18 protein-coding genes are annotated in these 20,272 nt (G+C 39.9%); 9 read left to right on the top strand and 9 right to left on the bottom strand.

Annotated features, from left to right (window positions below):
• Nucleotides 1-265: 265 nt before the first annotated feature.
• Entirely contained in the window at nt 266-1,276 is a 1,011-nt protein-coding gene (locus O9316_RS12590) for a serine hydrolase (protein ID WP_298204498.1), read from the bottom strand.
• Nucleotides 1,277-1,489: 213 nt separating this feature from the next.
• Between O9316_RS12590 and O9316_RS12595 the strand changes: the two genes are divergently transcribed.
• From O9316_RS12595 to O9316_RS12610, 4 genes are read left to right on the top strand one after another with little or no spacing between them, the layout of a single operon-like run.
• Nucleotides 1,490-3,043 carry a PglZ domain-containing protein gene (locus O9316_RS12595; protein WP_298204499.1) on the top strand — a complete coding sequence of 518 codons (1,554 nt, stop codon included), beginning with the start codon at nt 1,490-1,492 and terminating at the stop codon, nt 3,041-3,043.
• Between the two features lie 3 nt (nt 3,044-3,046).
• Complete coding sequence (gene tsaE, locus O9316_RS12600; RefSeq protein ID WP_298204500.1) at nt 3,047-3,460, top strand: tRNA (adenosine(37)-N6)-threonylcarbamoyltransferase complex ATPase subunit type 1 TsaE; 414 nt, start codon at nt 3,047-3,049, stop codon at nt 3,458-3,460.
• A 34-nt stretch (nt 3,461-3,494) separates the two neighbouring features.
• The gene (locus tag O9316_RS12605) at nt 3,495-4,688 is read left to right on the top strand and encodes an alanine dehydrogenase (RefSeq protein WP_298204501.1); all 1,194 of its coding nucleotides are present in this window, start codon (nt 3,495-3,497) and stop codon (nt 4,686-4,688) included.
• A gap of 44 nt (nt 4,689-4,732) precedes the next feature.
• Nucleotides 4,733-5,128 carry a DUF4258 domain-containing protein gene (locus tag O9316_RS12610; RefSeq protein ID WP_298204502.1) on the top strand — a complete coding sequence of 132 codons (396 nt, stop codon included), beginning with the start codon at nt 4,733-4,735 and terminating at the stop codon, nt 5,126-5,128.
• Nucleotides 5,129-5,156: 28 nt separating this feature from the next.
• On the opposite strand, the gene O9316_RS12615 is transcribed toward O9316_RS12610, so the two are convergent.
• Both O9316_RS12615 and O9316_RS12620 read right to left on the bottom strand, forming a co-directional pair.
• Nucleotides 5,157-6,197, bottom strand: coding sequence for a PLP-dependent cysteine synthase family protein (locus O9316_RS12615; RefSeq protein WP_298204503.1), 1,041 nt, complete (start codon nt 6,195-6,197; stop codon nt 5,157-5,159).
• Nucleotides 6,198-6,279: 82 nt separating this feature from the next.
• On the bottom strand, nt 6,280-8,337 hold the full coding sequence (locus O9316_RS12620) for a S9 family peptidase (protein WP_298204504.1): 2,058 nt from the start codon (nt 8,335-8,337) through the stop codon (nt 6,280-6,282).
• A gap of 128 nt (nt 8,338-8,465) precedes the next feature.
• On the opposite strand from O9316_RS12620, the gene O9316_RS12625 reads away from it, so the two are divergent.
• Complete coding sequence (locus O9316_RS12625; protein ID WP_298204505.1) at nt 8,466-8,789, top strand: YbaB/EbfC family nucleoid-associated protein; 324 nt, start codon at nt 8,466-8,468, stop codon at nt 8,787-8,789.
• Nucleotide 8,790: 1 nt separating this feature from the next.
• Nucleotides 8,791-9,519: a sulfite exporter TauE/SafE family protein gene (locus tag O9316_RS12630; RefSeq protein WP_298204506.1), complete on the top strand. Its 729-nt coding sequence runs from the start codon at nt 8,791-8,793 to the stop codon at nt 9,517-9,519.
• On the opposite strand, the gene O9316_RS12635 is transcribed toward O9316_RS12630, so the two are convergent.
• Entirely contained in the window at nt 9,516-10,541 is a 1,026-nt protein-coding gene (locus O9316_RS12635) for a GntG family PLP-dependent aldolase (protein WP_298204507.1), read from the bottom strand. The two genes, O9316_RS12630 and O9316_RS12635, sit on opposite strands and share 4 nt — an antisense overlap.
• Before the next feature lie 48 nt (nt 10,542-10,589).
• Between O9316_RS12635 and prfB the strand changes: the two genes are divergently transcribed.
• Nucleotides 10,590-11,685 (top strand): peptide chain release factor 2 gene (gene prfB, locus O9316_RS12640; RefSeq protein WP_298347291.1). Its coding sequence is split into 2 segments (ribosomal slippage): nt 10,590-10,652 and nt 10,654-11,685, totalling 1,095 coding nucleotides; the frame shifts between segments, so codons are not numbered across the junction.
• A gap of 37 nt (nt 11,686-11,722) precedes the next feature.
• Here prfB and O9316_RS12645 read toward each other — a convergent pair.
• From O9316_RS12645 to O9316_RS12660, 4 genes are all read right to left on the bottom strand, one after another.
• Nucleotides 11,723-12,487 (bottom strand): dienelactone hydrolase family protein, encoded by a 765-nt coding sequence (locus O9316_RS12645; protein WP_298204509.1) that lies wholly within the window; start codon nt 12,485-12,487, stop codon nt 11,723-11,725.
• Between the two features lie 24 nt (nt 12,488-12,511).
• Nucleotides 12,512-13,747, bottom strand: a complete 1,236-nt coding sequence (locus O9316_RS12650; protein ID WP_298204510.1) for a porin — start codon at nt 13,745-13,747, stop codon at nt 12,512-12,514.
• A gap of 82 nt (nt 13,748-13,829) precedes the next feature.
• Complete coding sequence (locus tag O9316_RS12655; RefSeq protein ID WP_298204511.1) at nt 13,830-15,152, bottom strand: inorganic phosphate transporter; 1,323 nt, start codon at nt 15,150-15,152, stop codon at nt 13,830-13,832.
• A gap of 11 nt (nt 15,153-15,163) precedes the next feature.
• Entirely contained in the window at nt 15,164-15,808 is a 645-nt protein-coding gene (locus O9316_RS12660) for a DUF47 family protein (protein ID WP_073362141.1), read from the bottom strand.
• A gap of 167 nt (nt 15,809-15,975) precedes the next feature.
• Between O9316_RS12660 and O9316_RS12665 the strand changes: the two genes are divergently transcribed.
• Nucleotides 15,976-17,604, top strand: coding sequence for a carboxyl transferase domain-containing protein (locus tag O9316_RS12665; protein ID WP_298204512.1), 1,629 nt, complete (start codon nt 15,976-15,978; stop codon nt 17,602-17,604).
• Between the two features lie 78 nt (nt 17,605-17,682).
• On the opposite strand, the gene O9316_RS12670 is transcribed toward O9316_RS12665, so the two are convergent.
• Nucleotides 17,683-18,459: a prohibitin family protein gene (locus O9316_RS12670; RefSeq protein WP_298204513.1), complete on the bottom strand. Its 777-nt coding sequence runs from the start codon at nt 18,457-18,459 to the stop codon at nt 17,683-17,685.
• 138 nt (nt 18,460-18,597) lie between these two features.
• Here O9316_RS12670 and O9316_RS12675 point away from each other — a divergent pair, with 138 nt between their 5' ends.
• Complete coding sequence (locus O9316_RS12675) at nt 18,598-20,262, top strand: RluA family pseudouridine synthase (RefSeq protein WP_298204514.1); 1,665 nt, start codon at nt 18,598-18,600, stop codon at nt 20,260-20,262.
• The last annotated feature ends 10 nt before the right edge of the window (nt 20,263-20,272 follow it).

The following is a 20,272-nucleotide window of genomic DNA, read 5'->3' on the forward strand; positions in this document are numbered from 1 at the left end:
TGGTATGCGCTAAAATCAATCATAAATGAAAGTCAAAGTCCGCTAAAGAAAACCGTGTTGTTAATAGCTACATCATTCTCCGCATGGTATGAATTTAAAAACATAATAAATTTACCGTATATTAATTAGACCATAGCCTAATCAATGTATTTATTTATAATATTGATTATATAGCACAAGAGCATTACTTTTTTCATTAACCAAAAACCTACATGAGTTGCGCCAAAAAAGATCCGAATTTTGCCCGATAAATTCCCTTTATTGATTAAAGAGCTTGTGGTGATTGCCCCCCCAGATTGCGATAAACAACCGCAGAAATTTGTTTCAAAACCTCAGGCAACGTTCTAAAATCATTACCTTTTGTCATAACGGTGAGTAAGTAAGTCTTGTCTTGGGTGTAAACGACCACGGTTTCATGCAACTGTTTTTCCACCATATCACCTGCTTCTCCAAATTTGTGAAAACAATCAATATTGTTAGGAATTCCCGCCAATACACCTTGTTTAAATTCCGATTTACTTAATAAAGAAGCTGCGTATTCAGAATCTTTACTCGTGAGATAGGAGGCATTATATAAGGCTCGCATGAATAAAGAAATTTCGTAAGAAGTGATAAAATAATCCGTGGCATTCCAATCAGGAGCGGCCAGCCCTAAATCGGTAAAAACATTTTTAAATACTTCTACATCGATATTTTCATTCAAAAGATACGTGGCATTATTGTCAGAATAAACAATCATGTAGTACAAAAGTTCACGAATAGAATACGATTTACCAAATTCAATCGATTTTGAAGTAAACAAAGGCTTTTTATCGGCTTTGTATATTTTGTTGAAAAGAATTTTTTTGTCCAATAATCCTGGATTTTTTTCATTCATCTTTAAAAAAGCAATCAACTCAGGTACTTTCAAAAGCGAACCAGGTTTAAACTTTTCCTCCAAATTGATTCCCATCCAATCATTGGTACTGTAATCCTTGAGGTATACAGAGGCAGACTTAATCACATTTTTTTGTTGAAAGGCCTGAATAATATTTTGCACCTCTGCCTTCATTGAAACCATGTCTGATGATTCATCAAGATCAACATACAATAATGGCTTAACAAAACGATATCCCTCCAATCGTTTTACTTGTAAGGTATTGGCTACACGAGTTGAAGTTTCACTTGTTTTTTCATTAAAAAAATGGTGGGTAACAAAGTAAGTGGCTATAACTGAGATAAATACTAAAACAGAAACGTATTTAAAGTTAATTTTAAAATTTAAGATTCGGGTCATTTTCTAATTTGAATTCTAATATCGCAAAAATAGGATATTAATTATGAAGAAAACAACACAATTCTCACTCAAAATTGTTAATTTCTCAGTGAAAGGGAAGCATATAGCTTTAAAGGAGTTAGCGCTAACAAAGTGCAATACGCTCTATTTTTTATACAATTTTTACGAATTTTATCGTTTTAGGAATAGTAACTTGCACGAAAATAAAACCGCATGAATCCGATAAAAATTCTTTGGGTCGACGATGAAATCGATTTACTCAAACCCCATATCCTCTTTCTTGAACAAAAAAGCTACCACGTAACGACGTGTAACAACGGTCGTGATGCCTTGGATATTTTTCAAGATGAAAATTTTGACGTGGTCTTTTTGGATGAAAATATGCCCGGCTTGTCGGGTTTGGAAGTCCTTTCGGAAATGAAAGAAAAAAAGTCATCCACGCCCATAATCATGATTACCAAGAGTGAAGAAGAATTTATCATGGAAGAGGCCATTGGTTCTAAAATCGCCGATTACCTTATCAAACCCGTCAATCCCAATCAAATTCTTTTGAGTTTGAAGAAAATCCTAGACCATTCGCGACTTATCTCAGAAAAAACAACCTTAGATTACCAAAAAGAATTCCGAAAAATTGCCCTGGATATGGGCATGGCACGTTCGTTTACTGATTGGTTTGAAGTCTATAAAAAGTTATTGTTTTGGGAATTAGAATTGGAACGCACCGAAGATTCCAACCTAATTAATATCCTGGAATCGCAAAAACAAGAAGCCAATTTCCAATTTGGAAAATTTATTGAACGGAATTACGAAGATTGGTTTGATTCCAAAGCCGATAAACCGGTTCTCTCACATACGGTGTTTAGAGAATGGGTGGTGCCCGAATTGGTTAAAAAGGAAAAACCGATTTTATTTTTAGTTGTTGATAATATGCGCTATGACCAATGGAAAGCCATGGAGTCTTCGGTAAATACTTACTATAAAGTCGAAAAAGAACTCCCCTATTTTGCTATGTTACCTACCGCAACACAATATGCGCGAAATGCTTTATTCTCGGGACTGTTACCTTCTGAAATGGAAAAACAGTTTCCTCAGTATTGGAAAAATGACACCGATGAAGGAGGAAAAAATAATTTTGAAGCCGAATTTTTAACCGCCCACTTAAAACGATTGGGCTTAAACATTAAACACGATTACTTTAAGATAACAAATTTTCAAACCGGAAAAAAATTAGCCGAAAATTTCCGAGGGTTAAAAGACAATCAATTGGTAGCTGTCGTCTACAATTTTGTGGACATGCTGTCGCATGCCAAAACGGAAATGGAAGTGGTAAAAGAATTGGCTTCCGATGACAAAGCCTACCGTTCACTCACCTTGAGTTGGTTTAAAAATTCTCCTCTCTTGGAAATCATTCAACAAGCCCAAAAGTTAGGTTTTAAACTTATCATCACCACCGACCATGGCACCATCAATGTGAAAAATCCATCGAAAGTCATAGGCGATAAAAATACGAGTCTCAACTTACGCTATAAAACCGGAAGAAGTCTCACCTATGAAGACAAAGATGTTTTTGTGGTAAAAGATCCCAAAAAAGTAGGATTGCCAGCCATAAACATGAGTAGCTCGTTTATTTTTGCGAAAAACGATTTATTTTTGGCTTATGTAAATAACTACAATCATTACGTTAGTTATTACCGAAATACCTACCAACATGGCGGTATTTCCCTGGAAGAAATGATTATTCCGTTTATTGTTTTAAATCCGAGATAACCTATGGAAATTCTTTTTTCATTGGATGAAATTGCGCAAGTGGCTCAAAAAATACTACGCGAAAATCCTGCGAAAGTTATCGTATTCAATGGCCCAATAGGCGCCGGTAAAACCACTCTTATCAAGGTTTTATCACAAACTTTGGGCGTTAACGATGCCACGAGCAGTCCCACTTTTTCCCTAGTTAATGAATACGAAAATCAACAAGGAGAGAAAATTTATCATTTTGACATGTATCGCTTAAAATCGGAAATGGAAGCGCTCGACTTTGGGATTGAAGATTACTTGTATTCGGGGCATTGGTGTTTTATCGAATGGGCAGAAAAAATTCCCAACCTTTTGCCAGCGCAATATGCCCGAATTGATTTGAGTGTGCTCCCAGATGGAAAAAGAAAATTGACGTTGCAGGTCTCGTAGATTTTTTATACTTTAGAAGAAAATATAGTACGGTATGCCACTGACCCCTTTCAGTCCGGAACAATTAATTCCTCAAGAAGAAAAATTAGAAATTGCGCGCCATAAATCGGAATTATTTATTGGAATTCCCAAAGAGACGAGTTACCAAGAACGACGTATCTGTCTCACGCCCGACGCCGTAAATTCATTGACTTCGCATGGCCATCGAGTACTGATGGAAGCAGGTGCAGGGTTAAGCTCCAGCTACACCGACAACGAATACCGTGATGCGGGCGCTGAAATTACTAACGACACCCAAAAAGTTTTTTGTTGTCCCATGCTTTTAAAGGTGGAACCTCCTACCATGGCTGAGATTGAAATGATGCAACCCGGGACGATACTAATTTCAGCCTTGCAAATTAAAACACGAAAGAAAGAATACTTTGAGGCCTTGTCCAAGAAAAAAATAACCGCCTTAGCATTTGAATATATTAAAGATGAAGACGGTTCGTATCCCGCTGTAAAATCGCTTAGTGAAATTGCAGGCACCGCATCGATACTCATTGCTGCCGAGTTAATGATCAATAATAGTTTTGGGAAAGGACTTTTGTTTGGAAATATAAATGGAGTTCCCCCAACGGATGTTGTGATTATTGGAGCAGGAACCGTAGGCGAATTTGCTGCGCGTACCGCTATTGGTTTGGGAGCCAATGTTAAAGTGTTTGACAATTCAATCACCAAATTACGCCGTTTACAAAACAACCTCAGTCAGCGGGTTTTTACGTCTACTATCGAACCCAAAGCATTACAAAAAGCGCTACGCCGCTGTGATGTGGCCATTGGTGCAATGCGCGGAAAAGACCGTTGCCCTGTAGTTGTCACAGAAGGTATGGTCGATTTAATGAAAAAAGGGGCGGTCATCGTAGATGTAAGTATCGATACGGGAGGTTGCTTTGAAACCTCAGAGATTACCACTCATGAAAAGCCTACTTTTATTAAAAATGATGTCATCCATTATTGTGTTCCCAATATTCCGTCGCGGTATTCAAAAACAGCTTCCCTTTCTATCAGCAACATCATCATGCCGTATTTGTTACAAATCGCAGAGGATGGCGGCATGGAAAATGCATTGCGATTGAGTAAAGGATTGAAAAATGGAGTGTATTACTATCATGGAATTTTAACCAATAAATCTATTGGAGATTGGTTTCATTTACCCGATAGCGACATTAATTTAATTGTATTTTAATACCGTTTCGGCTTGAGATTTTTTACTTTTGCTAAAAATATGTTATGAAATTTTATCAACGCCTCGCCTACTATAGTTTTGGAGTTTTACTAGGTGCCCTTTTTGTCGCTTTCGTCTTAACAGGCAAAGAGACCCGTTGTAGTTATTTTCCAAACGAACGCGTACTCAATAACATTCGCACTAAACCCTTAAAATACAGTCTAGAAGCCTCACGGAAACTCGCGGAAGATTGGATTGATACCATTGATATTAAAAATACCTTAACCTATGGCGATGTAGATTTTGATAAAAGTAATGTGAAATTTGAGGAGGGTAAATTGTACTGGATTGAAGGATATACCACGCAAAAAGACACGATTCAATTAAAAATTGTGAACTATGAAACCCGAGCGGTTTTAGAAGACATTATTCGGTTAAAAACAAAAAAGAATGTACCTTAAAAAAATCCGGCGTATCACCGGATTTTCTTTATTTAATAAATTCTATTTTTTGAACTTCCTCCGCATTAACGCTGTCAAAGAATCCTTGTTCACTCATCCACTCGTCACTAAATACCTTACTCATGTAGCGTGAACCGTGATCAGGGAATACAATAACCACATTACTTTCAGCCGTAAATTCACCTTCTTCAGCAAACTGTTTTACCGCTTGAAAGGCAGCTCCACTGGTATATCCAACAAACAAGCCTTCTTTCTTGGCAATTTCACGAGCCGTATGTGCACTTTCTTCGTCACTTACTTTCATGAACTTGTCAATGACATCAAAGTCTGTGGCCGTAGGAATCAAATTTTTACCCAAACCTTCTATACGATAGGGGTAAATCTCTGCAGTATCGAATTCTTTAGTTTCGTGGTATTTTTTTAAAACAGATCCAAAAGCATCCACCCCTAAAATACGTATGGATGGATTTTTTTCTTTCAAAAAACGAGCGGTTCCCGAGATGGTGCCACCTGTTCCACTACAAGCCACTAGATGCGTTATCTGACCCCCGGTTTGCTCCCATATTTCAGGCCCTGTAGTATTGTAATGCGCATCAACATTCAAATCATTGAAATACTGATTAATGTAGACGGAACCCTTTGTTTCCTCATGCAATCGCTTAGCTACAGAGTAATACGAACGCTCATCATCAGCAGAAACGTGGGCGGGACAAACATAAACTTTAGCGCCCATGGAACGCAACATATCAATCTTATCCTTCGAGGATTTGGAACTTACCGCCAAGATGCAATCATACCCTTTGATAATGCTCACCATGGCTAAACTGAAGCCCGTATTTCCCGAAGTAGTTTCAATAATGGTATCGCCCGGTTTAAGTATTCCTCGGCGTTCGGCTTCTTCAATAATGTATAAGGCAATTCGGTCTTTGGTGGAATGCCCCGGATTGAATGCTTCAACCTTAGCAAAGAAATTTCCTGAAAGATGCTCAGCAATCCTATTGAGTCGAATAATCGGAGTATTCCCTATTAATTCGAGTACATTATTGTAGGCTTTTATTGTTTCTTTCATAAAAAACAGATTAGCGTCAGGGAATTCGATTAGCAATCCTAGAATGTCCCCAAACCTTGCAAATTTAGTAAATTAATTTAAACTAACTTTTAATTTTTTCTAAATCCAATAAAAAAGCAAACTCTTTTGCCACCTCTTTTAGCGCTTCAAATCGGCCCGAAGCACCTCCATGCCCAGTCGCCATATTGGTGTCCAAAAACAACTGATTCGCATCGGTTTTCATCGCCCTCAATTTTGCCACCCATTTGGCGGGTTCCCAGTATTGTACCTGTGAATCATGCAATCCGGTTGAAATGTACATGTGTGGATAATCCTGAGCACAAACATTATCATAAGGCGAATACGACAACATATAGTCGTAATACACTTTATCATTGGGATTGCCCCATTCGTCATATTCTCCCGTCGTCAAGGGAATTGTGTCGTCCAACATCGTAGTCACTACATCCACAAAGGGCACTTGAGCGATGATTCCGTGAAATAAATCGGGACGCATATTGGCAACGGCTCCCACCAACAAACCACCCGCTGATCCGCCTTCTGCATACAAATGCGATTCACTGGTATACCGCTCTTGGATTAAAAATGCAGCACAATTGATAAAATCGGTAAATGTATTTCGTTTTTCCAATAATTTTCCCGTTTCATACCATCGTCGGCCCAAATCCTCTCCCCCTCGCACATGCGCCATAGCATAAACAAACCCACGGTCTAAAAGACTTAACCGAGTAGTTGAAAAATAAGGCTCTAGCGTAACACCATAGGAACCATAGCCGTAGAGCAACAGCGGATTAGATTGATTTTTTTGAAGTCCTTTTTTGTATACCAAAGAAATGGGCACTTGAACACCGTCGTCTGCAGTGGCCCATATACGCTCTTCGATATAATTGTGCTTATCAAAATCTCCACCCAACACTTCTTGCTCCTTCAAAATTCGTTTTTCGCGCGTGATCATGTTAAACTCAATCACCGAGGCCGGAGTGGCCAACGATTGATACGCATACCGAAGCCACGGCGTGTCAAAATCAACGTTGGTCGTTGTATAAGCAGTATACGTCTCTGAAGCAAACGGAAGGTATTCATCCATAGTACCATCCCAACGAATAATGCGCAATGCATTTAACCCATTATACCGCTCGGAGACCACCAAAAAATCGCTAAAAATATCAATGCCCTCCAACAAAACATCCTCCCGATGCGGCAACACATCAACCCAATGTGGTAATGCAGTGTGCGCGACTTCTGTTTTCATTAATTTAAAATTAGTCGCTTCATCTTTGTTGGTAAGTATGTAAAAATGCGAGCCATAATGCGATACCGAATACTCCAAACCCCGAACACGCGGCTGAAAAAGCTGGAAATCTGCCAAAGGCTGAGCGGCTTTTATAAATCGATACTCTGAAGTGAGCGTGCTTTCGGAGGCTATCATGATGTATTCGCGTGATTTGGACTTAAATACAGAAACGTCAAATGTAGCATCGGCTTCAAAATATACCTTTACGTCCTCGCTTGGATCAGCACCTAAAGCATGCCGGTAAATACTATCCGAACGCAATGTTTTAGGGTCTTTTCGACTGTAAAACAAGTATTTTCCATCTGCCGACCAAACCGCGCCACCTGTAGTATTATCTATAGCGTAGGGTAAAATTTCACCGGTTTCAAGATTTTTTATTTGAATGCTGTACTGACGTCGGGAGACTGTATCAACTCCAAACGACACCCAAACATTATCTTCACTGATGGATAAACCTGTCAAATGAAAATAGGAATGCCCTTTTGCCATTTCGTTGGCATCAAACAGCAGCCGTTCTGGAGCTTCCATGCTTCCCTGTCGTCGGGTGTAGATTGGATAATCGCCTCCTTTTTCAAAACGTGTAATGTAATAATATCCATTGTAAAAATAAGGTACCGAACTATCGTCTTCTTTGATACGACGTTTCATTTCAACAAATAATGCATCCTGCAATTCCTTGGTATGTGCCGTTGCTGCTTGATAATACGCATTTTCTTGTTCCAAATAAGCAATAACTTCAGGATTTTCCCGATCATTCAACCAAAAATAATCATCAATTCGTTCGTGATCATGGTGAAAAAGACGGTGGGGATTTTTCTTCGCTTTGGGCGGTTGAAAAGTAGACATAAGAAATAAACTAATTTTTGCAAAGATACACCGCGAATACGGGCTATGATGAATGAAAAAACTTAAATTTTCAACCAATTCTTTAACAAGATTATTACGTACATTTGTGTTACTAAAAGTAGAAAAATATGTTTGGAGATTTAATGGGAATGATGGGAAAATTACAAGAAACCCAGCAAAAAATAGAAGAAACAAAGCAACGTTTAGCTACCGTTTATATCGATGAAAAAAGCAGTGATGGACTACTTGAAGTGACTTGCTCAGCCAATCGCATCATTCGGTCTATTGTAATTAACGAAGCGCTTTTAGAAGATAAAGAAATGCTCGAAGATTACTTAATTACGGTTCTCAATAAAGCGATTGAACGAGCGGGGCAAATTCAAGAAGCCGAGTTAGCCGCGGTCGCCAAAGAAGGACTTCCAAACATTCCGGGAATGAATTTATTCCGATAATATGCGTTGGGACCTTGGTTTTCTTTTGCTTACACTTGTTGCAGAAATTGTAGGCACTGTGGGAGGTTTTGGTTCTTCGGTTTTCTTTGTTCCTATTGCTAATTTTTACTTTGATTTTCACCATGTATTGGGACTCACCGCGGTCTTGCACCTTGCGAGTAACATTACCAAAATTGCACTATTCAGGAAAGGGCTTCATCGGCCGCTATTACTCACCATGGGGATTCCCTCTGTGCTTTTTGTATTGATCGGTGGATGGCTTACGCCCTATTTATCTTCTCAAATACTGGAACTAATTTTAGGAGTATTTTTGACGTTTTTCAGTTTGTTTTTTATTATTGAAACTAAAAAAACACTATTACCAACCACCAAAAATGCAGTCCTTGGCGGGGTATTTTCAGGGTTTTCAGCGGGATTGATGGGAACAGGCGGTGCCATTCGCGGGTTGACGATGGCTGCATTTAATCTTGAAAAAAATGTTTTTATAGCCACGTCTGCTACAATCGATTTAATGATCGATGCTTCACGAACCGTAGTGTATGCTCAAAATGGCTATGTGACCCAAGACATCATCTATGCAATTCCCGTTTTAATTGGAATTAGTTTACTCGGTTCGGGTCTAGGAAAATTGCTCTTGCGTTATATCGATCAAAATCGGTTCAAACAAATCGCTCTTTTTTTAATTCTGGGTATCGGCCTGTTGACCTTAGGTAAAGTTATTTTACACTAAAATATAAGTTTAGCCAAATGCTCCATTACGTAACTATGCATCACTTGTTTATAGTCCAAATGGGTAACCATTCTAAGTTTTCCGGGGCCCATCGAACTGATGTGTATGTTTTTCTGTTTGAGTTTATCGATCACCCATTGCTCATCCAACGTAGGACGAACAGAGAAAATAATAATATTGGTTTCAATTGGTTCGACTTTTGCTACCCAAGGTAAAGTAGCCAAAAGAGCGCCTAATTCTTGTGCCCTTTTATGATCTTCCTCCAATCGTAAAATATGATTTTGCAACGCATACATTCCCGCCGCCGCCAAATAGCCCGCTTGACGCATTCCCCCACCAAAAATTTTACGTATACGCAACGCTCTTTTCATATCGGCTTTTGTACCTAGCAAAAGAGATCCTACTGGAGCACCCAAACCTTTTGATAAGCAGACCGAAATGGTATCAAATAACTCCCCAAATTGTTTAGGATGTTGTTTCTTGGCCACCAAGGCATTCCAAAGACGCGCACCATCCAAATGATACTTCAAGTTATGCTCAACACAAACTTGTTTAATGCGCTTTAATTCAAGAACTTCATAGCAAGCACCGCCCCCTTTATTGGTTGTATTTTCGATACTCACTAATGCCGTTTTTGGAGCATGATAAAATTCAGGATCGTTGATAGATGCCCTAACTTGCTCTGCTGTAATCATCCCGCGGGTTCCATCGACGAGACAGCAAGAAACACCACTGTTGAAGGAAGCACCGCCGCCTTCATAATGATATATGTGCGAATATTTGTCGCAAATGACTTGCTCTCCAGGTTGGGTATGCAACTTTATCGCCGTTTGATTGGCCATAGTGCCACTCGGAAAAAACAAAGCCGCTTCCATACCAAAAAGATGCGCTACAGCTTCCTCCAATTCGTTTACCGAGGGATCCTGTTTATAGACATCATCCCCTACTTTGGCCCGAAACATATACTGCAACATTTCTTGGGTGGGTTTGGTAACGGTATCGCTGACTAAATTAATTTCCATATCCGACAACAATGCTTTACTTTTGCGGCTACAAAACTACATTAATTTATGACAAATACCGAACAAATCAAAGGTATTGTAGAACGCCTTGGTGCGTTGAGGAGGTATCTTTGACATTGATGCCAAATTAATCGAAATTTCGAATGAGGAAGAGAAAACCTTTGCACCCGACTTTTGGAACAATGCCAAACAAGCCGAAATAATCGTTCGCAATTTACGCTCCAAAAAAAAGTGGGTCGAAGATTTTACCAAGGCCGAAAATCTTGCCGAGGAACTTCAAATTACCTACGAATTTTTCAAAGATGGCGATGCCTCCGAAGAAGAATTGGATACGCAGTATGCCTTGACGTTACACCAAATTGAAGACCTAGAGTTCCGAAATATGCTTTCGGATGAAGGCGATTCCATGAGTGCCGTGTTGCAAATTACCGCAGGCGCTGGTGGTACAGAGAGTTGTGACTGGGCCTCCTTGTTGATGCGTATGTACTTGATGTGGGGTGAAAAACAAGGATATAAAATCAAAGAGCTGAATTTTCAAGAAGGCGATGTGGCAGGGATAAAAACAGTCACCTTGGAATTTGAAGGTGATTTTGCTTTTGGGTATCTAAAAGGCGAAAATGGAGTGCATCGATTGGTGCGTATTTCTCCTTTTGATAGCAATGCCAAACGCCATACTTCCTTTGCTTCAGTTTATGTATATCCTTTGGTAGACGATACGATTGAGATCGCCATTAGTCCTGCCGACATTGAAATTACTACCGCACGATCGAGTGGTGCTGGAGGACAAAATGTAAATAAAGTGGAAACCAAAGTTCAATTACTTCACAAACCGACTGGAATTCAAATTCAATGCTCTGAAACCCGTTCAAAACACGATAACCGAGAACGTGCTATGCAAATGTTACGCTCACAATTGTATGAAATCGAGTTGAAAAAACGCATGGAACAGCGCGCTGATATTGAAGCAGGGAAAATGAAAATTGAGTGGGGCTCCCAAATTCGAAATTATGTGATGCATCCCTATAAACTCGTGAAAGATGTGCGTACAGGACATGAAACCAGTGATGTCGATGCCGTTATGAATGGAGAAATCGATACGTTCTTAAAAGCGTATTTGATGATGATGGGACAAAAAGAATCTTAAATAACAACCTACAACGGTCTAGAAATAGACCGTTTTTTTATTCAAAAACTTCCAAAAGAAATTGCAGCAACCGATTCCAAGATCGTTTTGCAGCATTGGCGTTGTAGGCCGCTCCCCTCTTATTATCCGAACCAGCACCTTTGTCGGTAAAGGAATGTACGGCATTAGCATAATATATCATTTCCCAATCAGCTTTGGCAGTGCGCATTTCTTCTTGAAAAGCTTTGATTTCGTCTTGTGGAACATACGGATCGTCGGCTCCATGCAGCACTAAAACACGCGTTTGAATAGGTTCTATGGAACGTGAGGCATCGCGACCTAATCCCCCGTGGAAACTAACAACCCCACGAACGGGTAAATTCATTCGAGCGGCCTCCAAAGCACCTGTCCCGCCAAAACAATACCCCATGACCACAATGTTTTTGGGAGACACCCCCAACTGCACCAATTGGTCATAAGCCAATTGGATTCGTTTTTGATAGGCTAAAATATTTTTCTTGTAAAATCCGGCCTTTTCTGATGCTTCTTTAAAATTTTTGGGGCGTTGGTCAACCCCATAAATGTCGGCAACGAAAGTATAAAATCCTAATTTTTGCAATTTCTCAGCGGACTCTTTCGCATGTACATCGATCCCCATCCAAGCGGGAAGAATCAAAACACCTCGTTTTTCCGCTACCTCTTTTTGAGGAATACCTGCAAAACCCTCTAAAGCTTGTGTTCCATCAACATAGGAAACAGCATTGAGATGTGCGTTTGTAACAAGGGTAAACAAACAAAAGAGCGAAAACCATTTGGATTGCATAGTACGTTGTTTTTTTTAAATTATTTATATCCCCATTTCGATTTGAAATCGAACATACCAATTGTTTTGCTCACTACTTTGCGAAAACTGTAGGCGATCGTAGGTAACTTCAGCCTGTATTTTGAAGGCATGTTCCCAAACATATTTAGTAAGTCCCAATGTATATTCTTGAGTATCGGTCGCTAGATTTACAATGTCTGCTCCGACTTTTTGGGTCGAATACCGAACAATAAACTCGTAATTAGACGGGGTTAGATAACTGCATTGATAGTCAAATCCACTACCAACATACACAAAACGTGTTTGCGTGGGATCAAGAGGGTTTACTGTAATCGCATTTCGCGTTGTGGATCGAGACATGTACGTGGCCATCGCCGCAAATCCTTTGTATTTAAACATACCGTCTAGTAAAACCGACTTTAACGTTCGGGCTTGAAATAAATTGTCGCCGAGTTGCCCCTGAGTGCGCTGGGCATTGTTGTTTTGCTGAAAGGCGGCAGAGAAAAAGAGTTTGGGTTTGGCTTCCCGAATCAAATCCCCTTCAAAGTAAACGCCGTCTTTGGTAAAAGCGCCTAAGGGCATCAATTCGACTTTACCGGTAAGGGCCAAGCCACTATCAGGACCGTTGGTTGTGTTGCGTCCCTCTCCTGTTGACAATGCGGCTTTGAGATTATACGAAAACTGGTTACTGCGCTGTTTTAGATGGTGAACTTGAAATCCGAAATCGCGGTCAATATTAAAACGCGCATTATTTATTGAACGGTCGGTTAATTGAAGGGCTCCTGAAGAATTAATTCGCTGGCGGTTTCCGGGCAATTTCGTCTGTCCAAAACTAAAATTCCATTGTGGATTAGGACGATACGTAATTACAGCATCCCGTATTATGTTATAATTATCCCCTTCACGAATTTCGCCAGTATCCCCTGGAGCAAATGATAATTGAATGACGTATAAAAACTTTGGACTTCCCACAAAACCATCAAAACGAAGGCGCAAGCGACGAATCTGCCAATCATAGCCTCCTTCTTCAAATTCATTTTTGACATAAGTAGCCCGGTTTTGAATCCGGAAACGCAAATTCATTTGAAATAAGCTGTCAGGGGCGGTAAGCCCTAATCCTTTTCCGAAACTGTAATACGGTAATGTGGATAATTTCAGGTCATTATCACTTTTGTTTTTTTCCAAAACGGGTTGTGCCCAACTATTGGTAAAAATTAAAATAAAAAGAAGAAAAAAATAGGTTCTAAATTGTATTCCCATAAAATAATCTATTGGCGTACAAGTTAGAAAGAAAATTAAACATGAAGCAAAAAAAAGTCACCGTTGTAGGTGACTTATTATTTTATAAAAGCAAATTAACTAAGTAATAGAAAAGAGCAGCCATAATAGCTGATACGGGTATGGTTAATATCCATGCCCAGAGTAAATTAACAGTAACCCCCCACCGAACCGCAGAAATGCGTTTGGTAACCCCTACTCCAATAATCGAACCGGTAATGGTGTGTGTGGTGGAAACCGGTATTTTAAAATGTTCGGTTGAAAACAAGGTCAAAGCACCCGCCGACTCGGCTACAACACCTTCAAAAGCATTTACTTTGGTAATTTTGGACCCCATCGTTTTCACAATTTTCCAGCCTCCACTCAACGTACCTAGGGCAATCACCGTGTAACAGGTAAGTGGAATCCATTCGGGCATCTGACTTTTTATACCTTCCTCTTCATTGGGTAAAACCACACGCAACCACTCGGGCATTGTTAACACTTCTTGATGGGTTGTATTTAAATACACGGCTACGGCAGCCGCAATAATACCCATTACTTTTTGCGAATCATTCCCCCCATGTCCCAAACTGAATGCGGCAGAAGACAACAACTGCATTTTTTTCAACACTGACTCTGCTTTGGCTGCAGAATACGAACTGAAAATAAGATTGAATAGGGCCAAACTATAAAAAATAACAGCCACCAATAACCATTTTATATTATGCGGTTCAGTGACCACCGACCAAAAATGACTTTCGAAACGTGGTTTTTCAATCGACTCATACCCAATCATCACGGTAGACAAAAACCAAAAAACCAAAAGCATTAAGGCTACTGTAAATACTTTAGGGCCTATCGCTTTACGCGAAGAGTACATCATCCATAACGACAAACAGTAGGAAATAAACATTCCTACCAAAGGTGCTAAGACAATAAAACAAATTACAATCAAAACCCCACTCGGTAACAAATCACCTTCTTTGTATTTATACCATGATACAATATTCCAACCCGCATGTTCCAAATCGGTCACTCTTCCTGAAAACCCATGTGCAATAGCGGCGCCGGCAAAACCACCGATCAAGGTGTGCGACGATGAGGACGGAATTCCTTTCCACCACGTTAATAAGTTCCAAACAATAGCAGCTAAAATTCCCGCGAGAAGAACCGTTAAATCCAAACTACTGGTTTTGGCGGTTTTGGCCACCGTATCGGCAACCCCAAATCCAAAGACCCAATACGCCAAAAAGTTAAAGAAAGCGGCCCAAAGTACGGCTTGAAAAGGAGTCAATACTTTTGTCGCAACAATAGTGGCAATCGAATTGGCCGCATCATGAAATCCATTGATGTAATCAAAGGCAAGCGCCAAAAAGATAATAAGAATTAATAGGGTAAATTCCATGAATCCAATGATTAAGAGTGTTTCACAGAAATTTGCTCCATCACATTGGAAACACTTTTACACTTGTCAGAGGCCATTTCTAAAGACGACAATACTTCTTTGTATTTTATGATGTTTTTGGCATCGGTTTCATTTTCAAAAATATCGGCCACGGCTTTGTCAAAAACGGCATCAGCTTTGCTTTCCAAACGATTGATTTTTTTACACGTATCTTTAATCGCTTTAGGGTTTTTAAGATCTTTTAACTCCTTAATTCCTACTTCAATTAACTGACAAGCTTCCAAGTTAATTTCAGTTAATTTTCTAATGGATTTGGTAATTTTATCCACCTGATACAAACGAATTCGACTAGCGCCACCATGCATATTATCGGCCACATTGTCGATTGACTTGATCAGAGAATGAATATCTTCACGGTCAAAGGGTGTGATAAAATTACGACTTAATTCTAAATGGGTTTTGTGCGCAATATCTTCAATGATAGCTTCCAATTCCTCAACCTTGCGAAACAATTCCTCACGCTCCGCCTTGGGTGCATTGACGGCGTCGTGCAATGTACTGGCCATAAGCGTCAAATTTTTGGAGGCTTGTTCAAATAATGGGAAGAATTTTTTATCTTTAGGAACTAAGAACTGAAATATGCTGTTAAGTGTCATGTTTTGTCGATTTTTGTGCTACAAAATTAGAGTCGCAATGTTAAGTTAACATTAATAAAAAAACAAGTCCCCGTTATTTTTTTACAATAAATTAATATAGAACATTTTTTGGTGATTAGTCCAATTTCAATCGTTTTCGTACTTTAGCGACGCAAAAAAATAACCCCATGGACCTGAACTTTAATAAAAACGAAGACCACAATAGATTACTGCTTTCTGAACTTAAACAGCGCTTTGCGAAAGTGAGATTGGGCGGCGGTGAAAAACGTATTGAAAAATTACATGCGGAAGGTAAAATGACCGCCCGTGAACGTATCGATTACCTGTTGGATCAAAATACACAAAGTATTGAAATTGGGGCTTTTGCTGGTGATGGCATGTATGCCGAACATGGCGGATGTCCTTCGGGAGGGGTCGTGGTAAAAATCGGATACATTCACGGAAAACAATGTATGGTTGTTGCCAATGATGCCACGGTAAAAGCGGGAGCTTGGTTCCCCATTACAGGCAAGAAAAACTTACGTGCCCAAGAAATTGCGATGGAAAATCGATTGCCTATTATTTATCTAGTCGATTCAGCAGGAGTTTATTTACCCATGCAAGACGAAATCTTTCCTGACAAAGAACATTTTGGTCGTATTTTCCGAAACAACGCGATCATGAGTAGCATGGGCATTACCCAAATTGCAGCAGTCATGGGGAGTTGTGTGGCCGGAGGCGCCTACCTTCCTATTATGAGTGATGAAGCGCTTATTGTGGATAAAACAGGAAGCATCTTTTTGGCAGGCAGTTATTTGGTCAAAGCCGCCATTGGGGAAAATATTGATAATGAAACGTTAGGAGGCGCTACTACCCATTGCGAAATATCGGGTGTAACCGATTATAAAGCCAAAGACGACAAAGATGCTTTAGACCGAATTCGTCGTATAGTTCAAAAACTAGGGGCTTACGAACAAGCCGGTTTCAATCGTATCAAAGCCGAAAAGCCAGCCTTAGAACCTACCGATATTTATGGTATTTTACCCAAATCACGTTCCGATCAATACAATATGATGGAAATCATCAAACGTTTGGTTGATCAATCGGAATTTGACGAATACAAAGCGGGGTATGGACAATCTATCATTACAGGATATGCCCGTATTGACGGCTGGGCTGTGGGTATTGTGGCCAACCAACGCACGGTTTCCAAAACCAAAAAAGGAGAATTACAATTCGGAGGTGTAATCTATTCCGATAGCGCAGATAAAGCCACACGGTTTATCGCCAATTGCAACCAAAAGAAAATTCCATTGGTATTTTTACAAGATGTCACCGGATTTATGGTGGGCTCCAAAAGTGAACATGGGGGTATCATTAAAGACGGCGCCAAAATGGTAAATGCAGTTTCCAACTCCGTAGTGCCTAAGTTTACCATAGTCATCGGTAATTCATATGGAGCAGGGAATTACGCTATGTGTGGAAAAGCATACGACCCACGACTTATTGTGGCTTGGCCGAGTGCCGAATTGGCCGTGATGGGAGGTGCGCAAGCCGCCAAAGTATTAATGCAAATTGAAGCCGCTTCCCTAAAAGCGAAAGGAGAAGTAGTAGATGAAGTAAAAGAACAAGAGTTGTTTGACCGTATTAAAGCACGCTACGATGCCCAAGTTTCCCCCTACTACGCTGCTGCGCGATTGTGGACCGACGCCATTATTGATCCATTGGAAACACGTACATGGATTTCTATGGGAATTGAAGCCGCCAATCATGCCCCGATAGAAAAGAAATTCAATTTAGGCGTGATTCAGGTTTAAGTTTCTATTTTTAGATAAAAAAATGCCCCGAGAACAAAAACTACGGGGCATTTTCATCTATATAGAAACCTAACAAAATTATGGTTTTTCCTCACCACCTACCAAAAACGGTGCCTTGCCGTCGGTGATGATGATTTTACTGTTGTTGGATTTTGCCAATTCCAAGAATGCTTCGATACTACGCAATTTTATGATTTCTTGCGACAAACCTTCGGCTAAAATTTTCTGTGCATCGCGGGTTCCTTTGGCTTGGATAATTACGCGATCAGCCTCCAATTTTTCTTGCTGCAATACAAACTCCATACGCATGGCCTCTTGCTCAGCTTGCAATTTTCGTTCAATCGATTTGGCTAAACCATCAGGGAGCTGAATACTTTTTAACAACACCGATTCAATACGAATCCCTTGTGGCCCAAGAATGGTATCCATTTGTTTCCGAATTTCCTCTTCAATATTGGAGCGCATCCCCGAGTGCATGTCTTTGGCATAAAAACGCGCACACACATCGGCTGAAGCAGAACGAAAAACATTGGAAATAATTCCTTCATAGCCTAAACCTAAATTGCGAATAATATTGGGCACCTTGTCTTGATCCAATCGGTATAAAATCGAAATTTGTGAACTGATACTAAGCCCTTCTTTACTAGGCAAACTCAAGGTCAATTCTAAATCGTTGGTTTGAATGGAAGTCTTTACCACTTTGGAGGTAAATGGATTGAAAAACACTGCGCCTTGGGTGTGAATCTTGTCCGATAATCTTCCCATTTTCTGACGAATGCCGACCTCTCCGGGACGAACAACGGCACAACTAACCGAAAGTATCGCAAGGCCTGAAAGTAAAAGTATTTTTTTCATAGTCAAAAGTTTTTATTTCAAAATTAAAAGTATTACTTTCAGCATGCTCCCAACAAAATGCCAAAATTTTATTAAAAAAATCTTAATTTTTTCTAGCACAAATGCTTTCATTTCCTACGGAATGACTAGTTTTAGCCCATGGATCGGCCAACACATTTTATTCCTTTCTCCACTCCTGTAGAAGGTATTGCATTGCCTGAAAAATTTACGTTTCCTTTTTTCTATGAACCTCATGCTTTGAGTCGTATCGCAGCCAAAGAACTACAAGCTTATTTGACGCATCAAACGGATTTCGACCACAATTTTGGATTAAATGAAAATAAAAGTGGCGCTGTTATTGGGAAAATGTTTGGCGTTTTAGTGGTACAAACTTCCTCAGGCGACCTCGGACAATTATGGGCTTTTTCTGGGAAATTGGCCGATCAAAACCATTGGCCCAAATTTGTGCCCACCGTTTATGATATGCTTACGGAAAAAGGATATTTTAAAAAGGAAGAGCTCGTTTTGAATGCCTTGAACGAGAAGATTGCTCAAAAAGAAACTTCGCCCGAAGGGTTGGAAGCCCAAGCAAATGCCTCGTTATTAATCAACCAAGCCTCCAAAGCAATAGCGGACTATAAAAAAATGCAAAAACAGAATAAGCAACGAAGAGCTGATTTTCGAACAAACAATCCTACGCTATCGGAAGAAGTAGTACAGCAATTGATACAGGAAAGTCAATTAGAAAACATTCGTTTACGCCATTTGCAACTCGAATGGAAAGCAAAAATAGCGACTGCACAGGCAACTTTTCATCGATGGGAACAAGAAATTGAAGCGCTAAAAGAGGAACGTCGGCAACGCTCGGCCCAATTGCAAAATCAATTGTTTTCAGAATATGCGTTTCTCAATCGCTATGGCGTTACCAAGAATTTATTGGACTTGTTTGAAGGAAATCCCCCAGCGGGAGCGGGCGAATGTGCAGCCCCAAAACTGCTGCATTATGCCTTTCAACAGCAGCTAACCCCTTTGGCTATGGCTGAATTTTGGTGGGGACAATCCCCTAAGTCAGAAATCAGAAAGCACCAACAGTTTTATCCCGCTTGCACCGGCAAATGCGCTCCGATACTGTCTCACATGCTCGAGGGAATTCCACTCGAAGACAATCCGTTTTTAGTAAATGAAGGGCAAACAAAAACTTTAGAAATAATTTACGAAGATGCCTATCTTATGGTAATCAACAAACCCGAATCGTTGTTATCAACACCGGGGAAAAACATTTCCGATTCGGTTTATACCCGAATAAAAGCGAAATATCCCGAAGCAACCGGTCCATTGTTGGTGCATCGTTTGGACCAAGCTACCTCGGGCTTACTTTTAATCGCCAAGACGCAAGAAATTCACAAAAAATTGCAATATCAATTCATTTCTAGAAAAATAGAAAAGAAGTATATCGCTGTTTTAGAGGGTGTCCCCCAAAATAGTGAAGGTACTATCGATTTACCCTTGCGGGTTGATTTGGACAACCGCCCCTATCAAATCGTCTGTGAAACCTATGGAAAACCCGCTACAACATATTGGAAGATTTTGCAAAAAGACGAAAAAAATGTTGTCGTTGAATTGCAACCCGTCACCGGAAGAACGCATCAATTACGAGTGCATGCCGCTCATCCTGGGGGACTTAATTGCCCTATTAAAGGGGATGATTTGTATGGAACGAAAGCAGATCGATTATTTTTACACGCATTTGAAATAAGCTTTTGGCATCCCATACACAAGTGTGGTATAACAGTGAAATCAGAACCAGATTTTTTTAATATTTAATTTTGACTAA

The organism is Flavobacterium sp. (genome assembly GCF_027533505.1).
Classification (GTDB): domain Bacteria; phylum Bacteroidota; class Bacteroidia; order Flavobacteriales; family Flavobacteriaceae; genus Flavobacterium.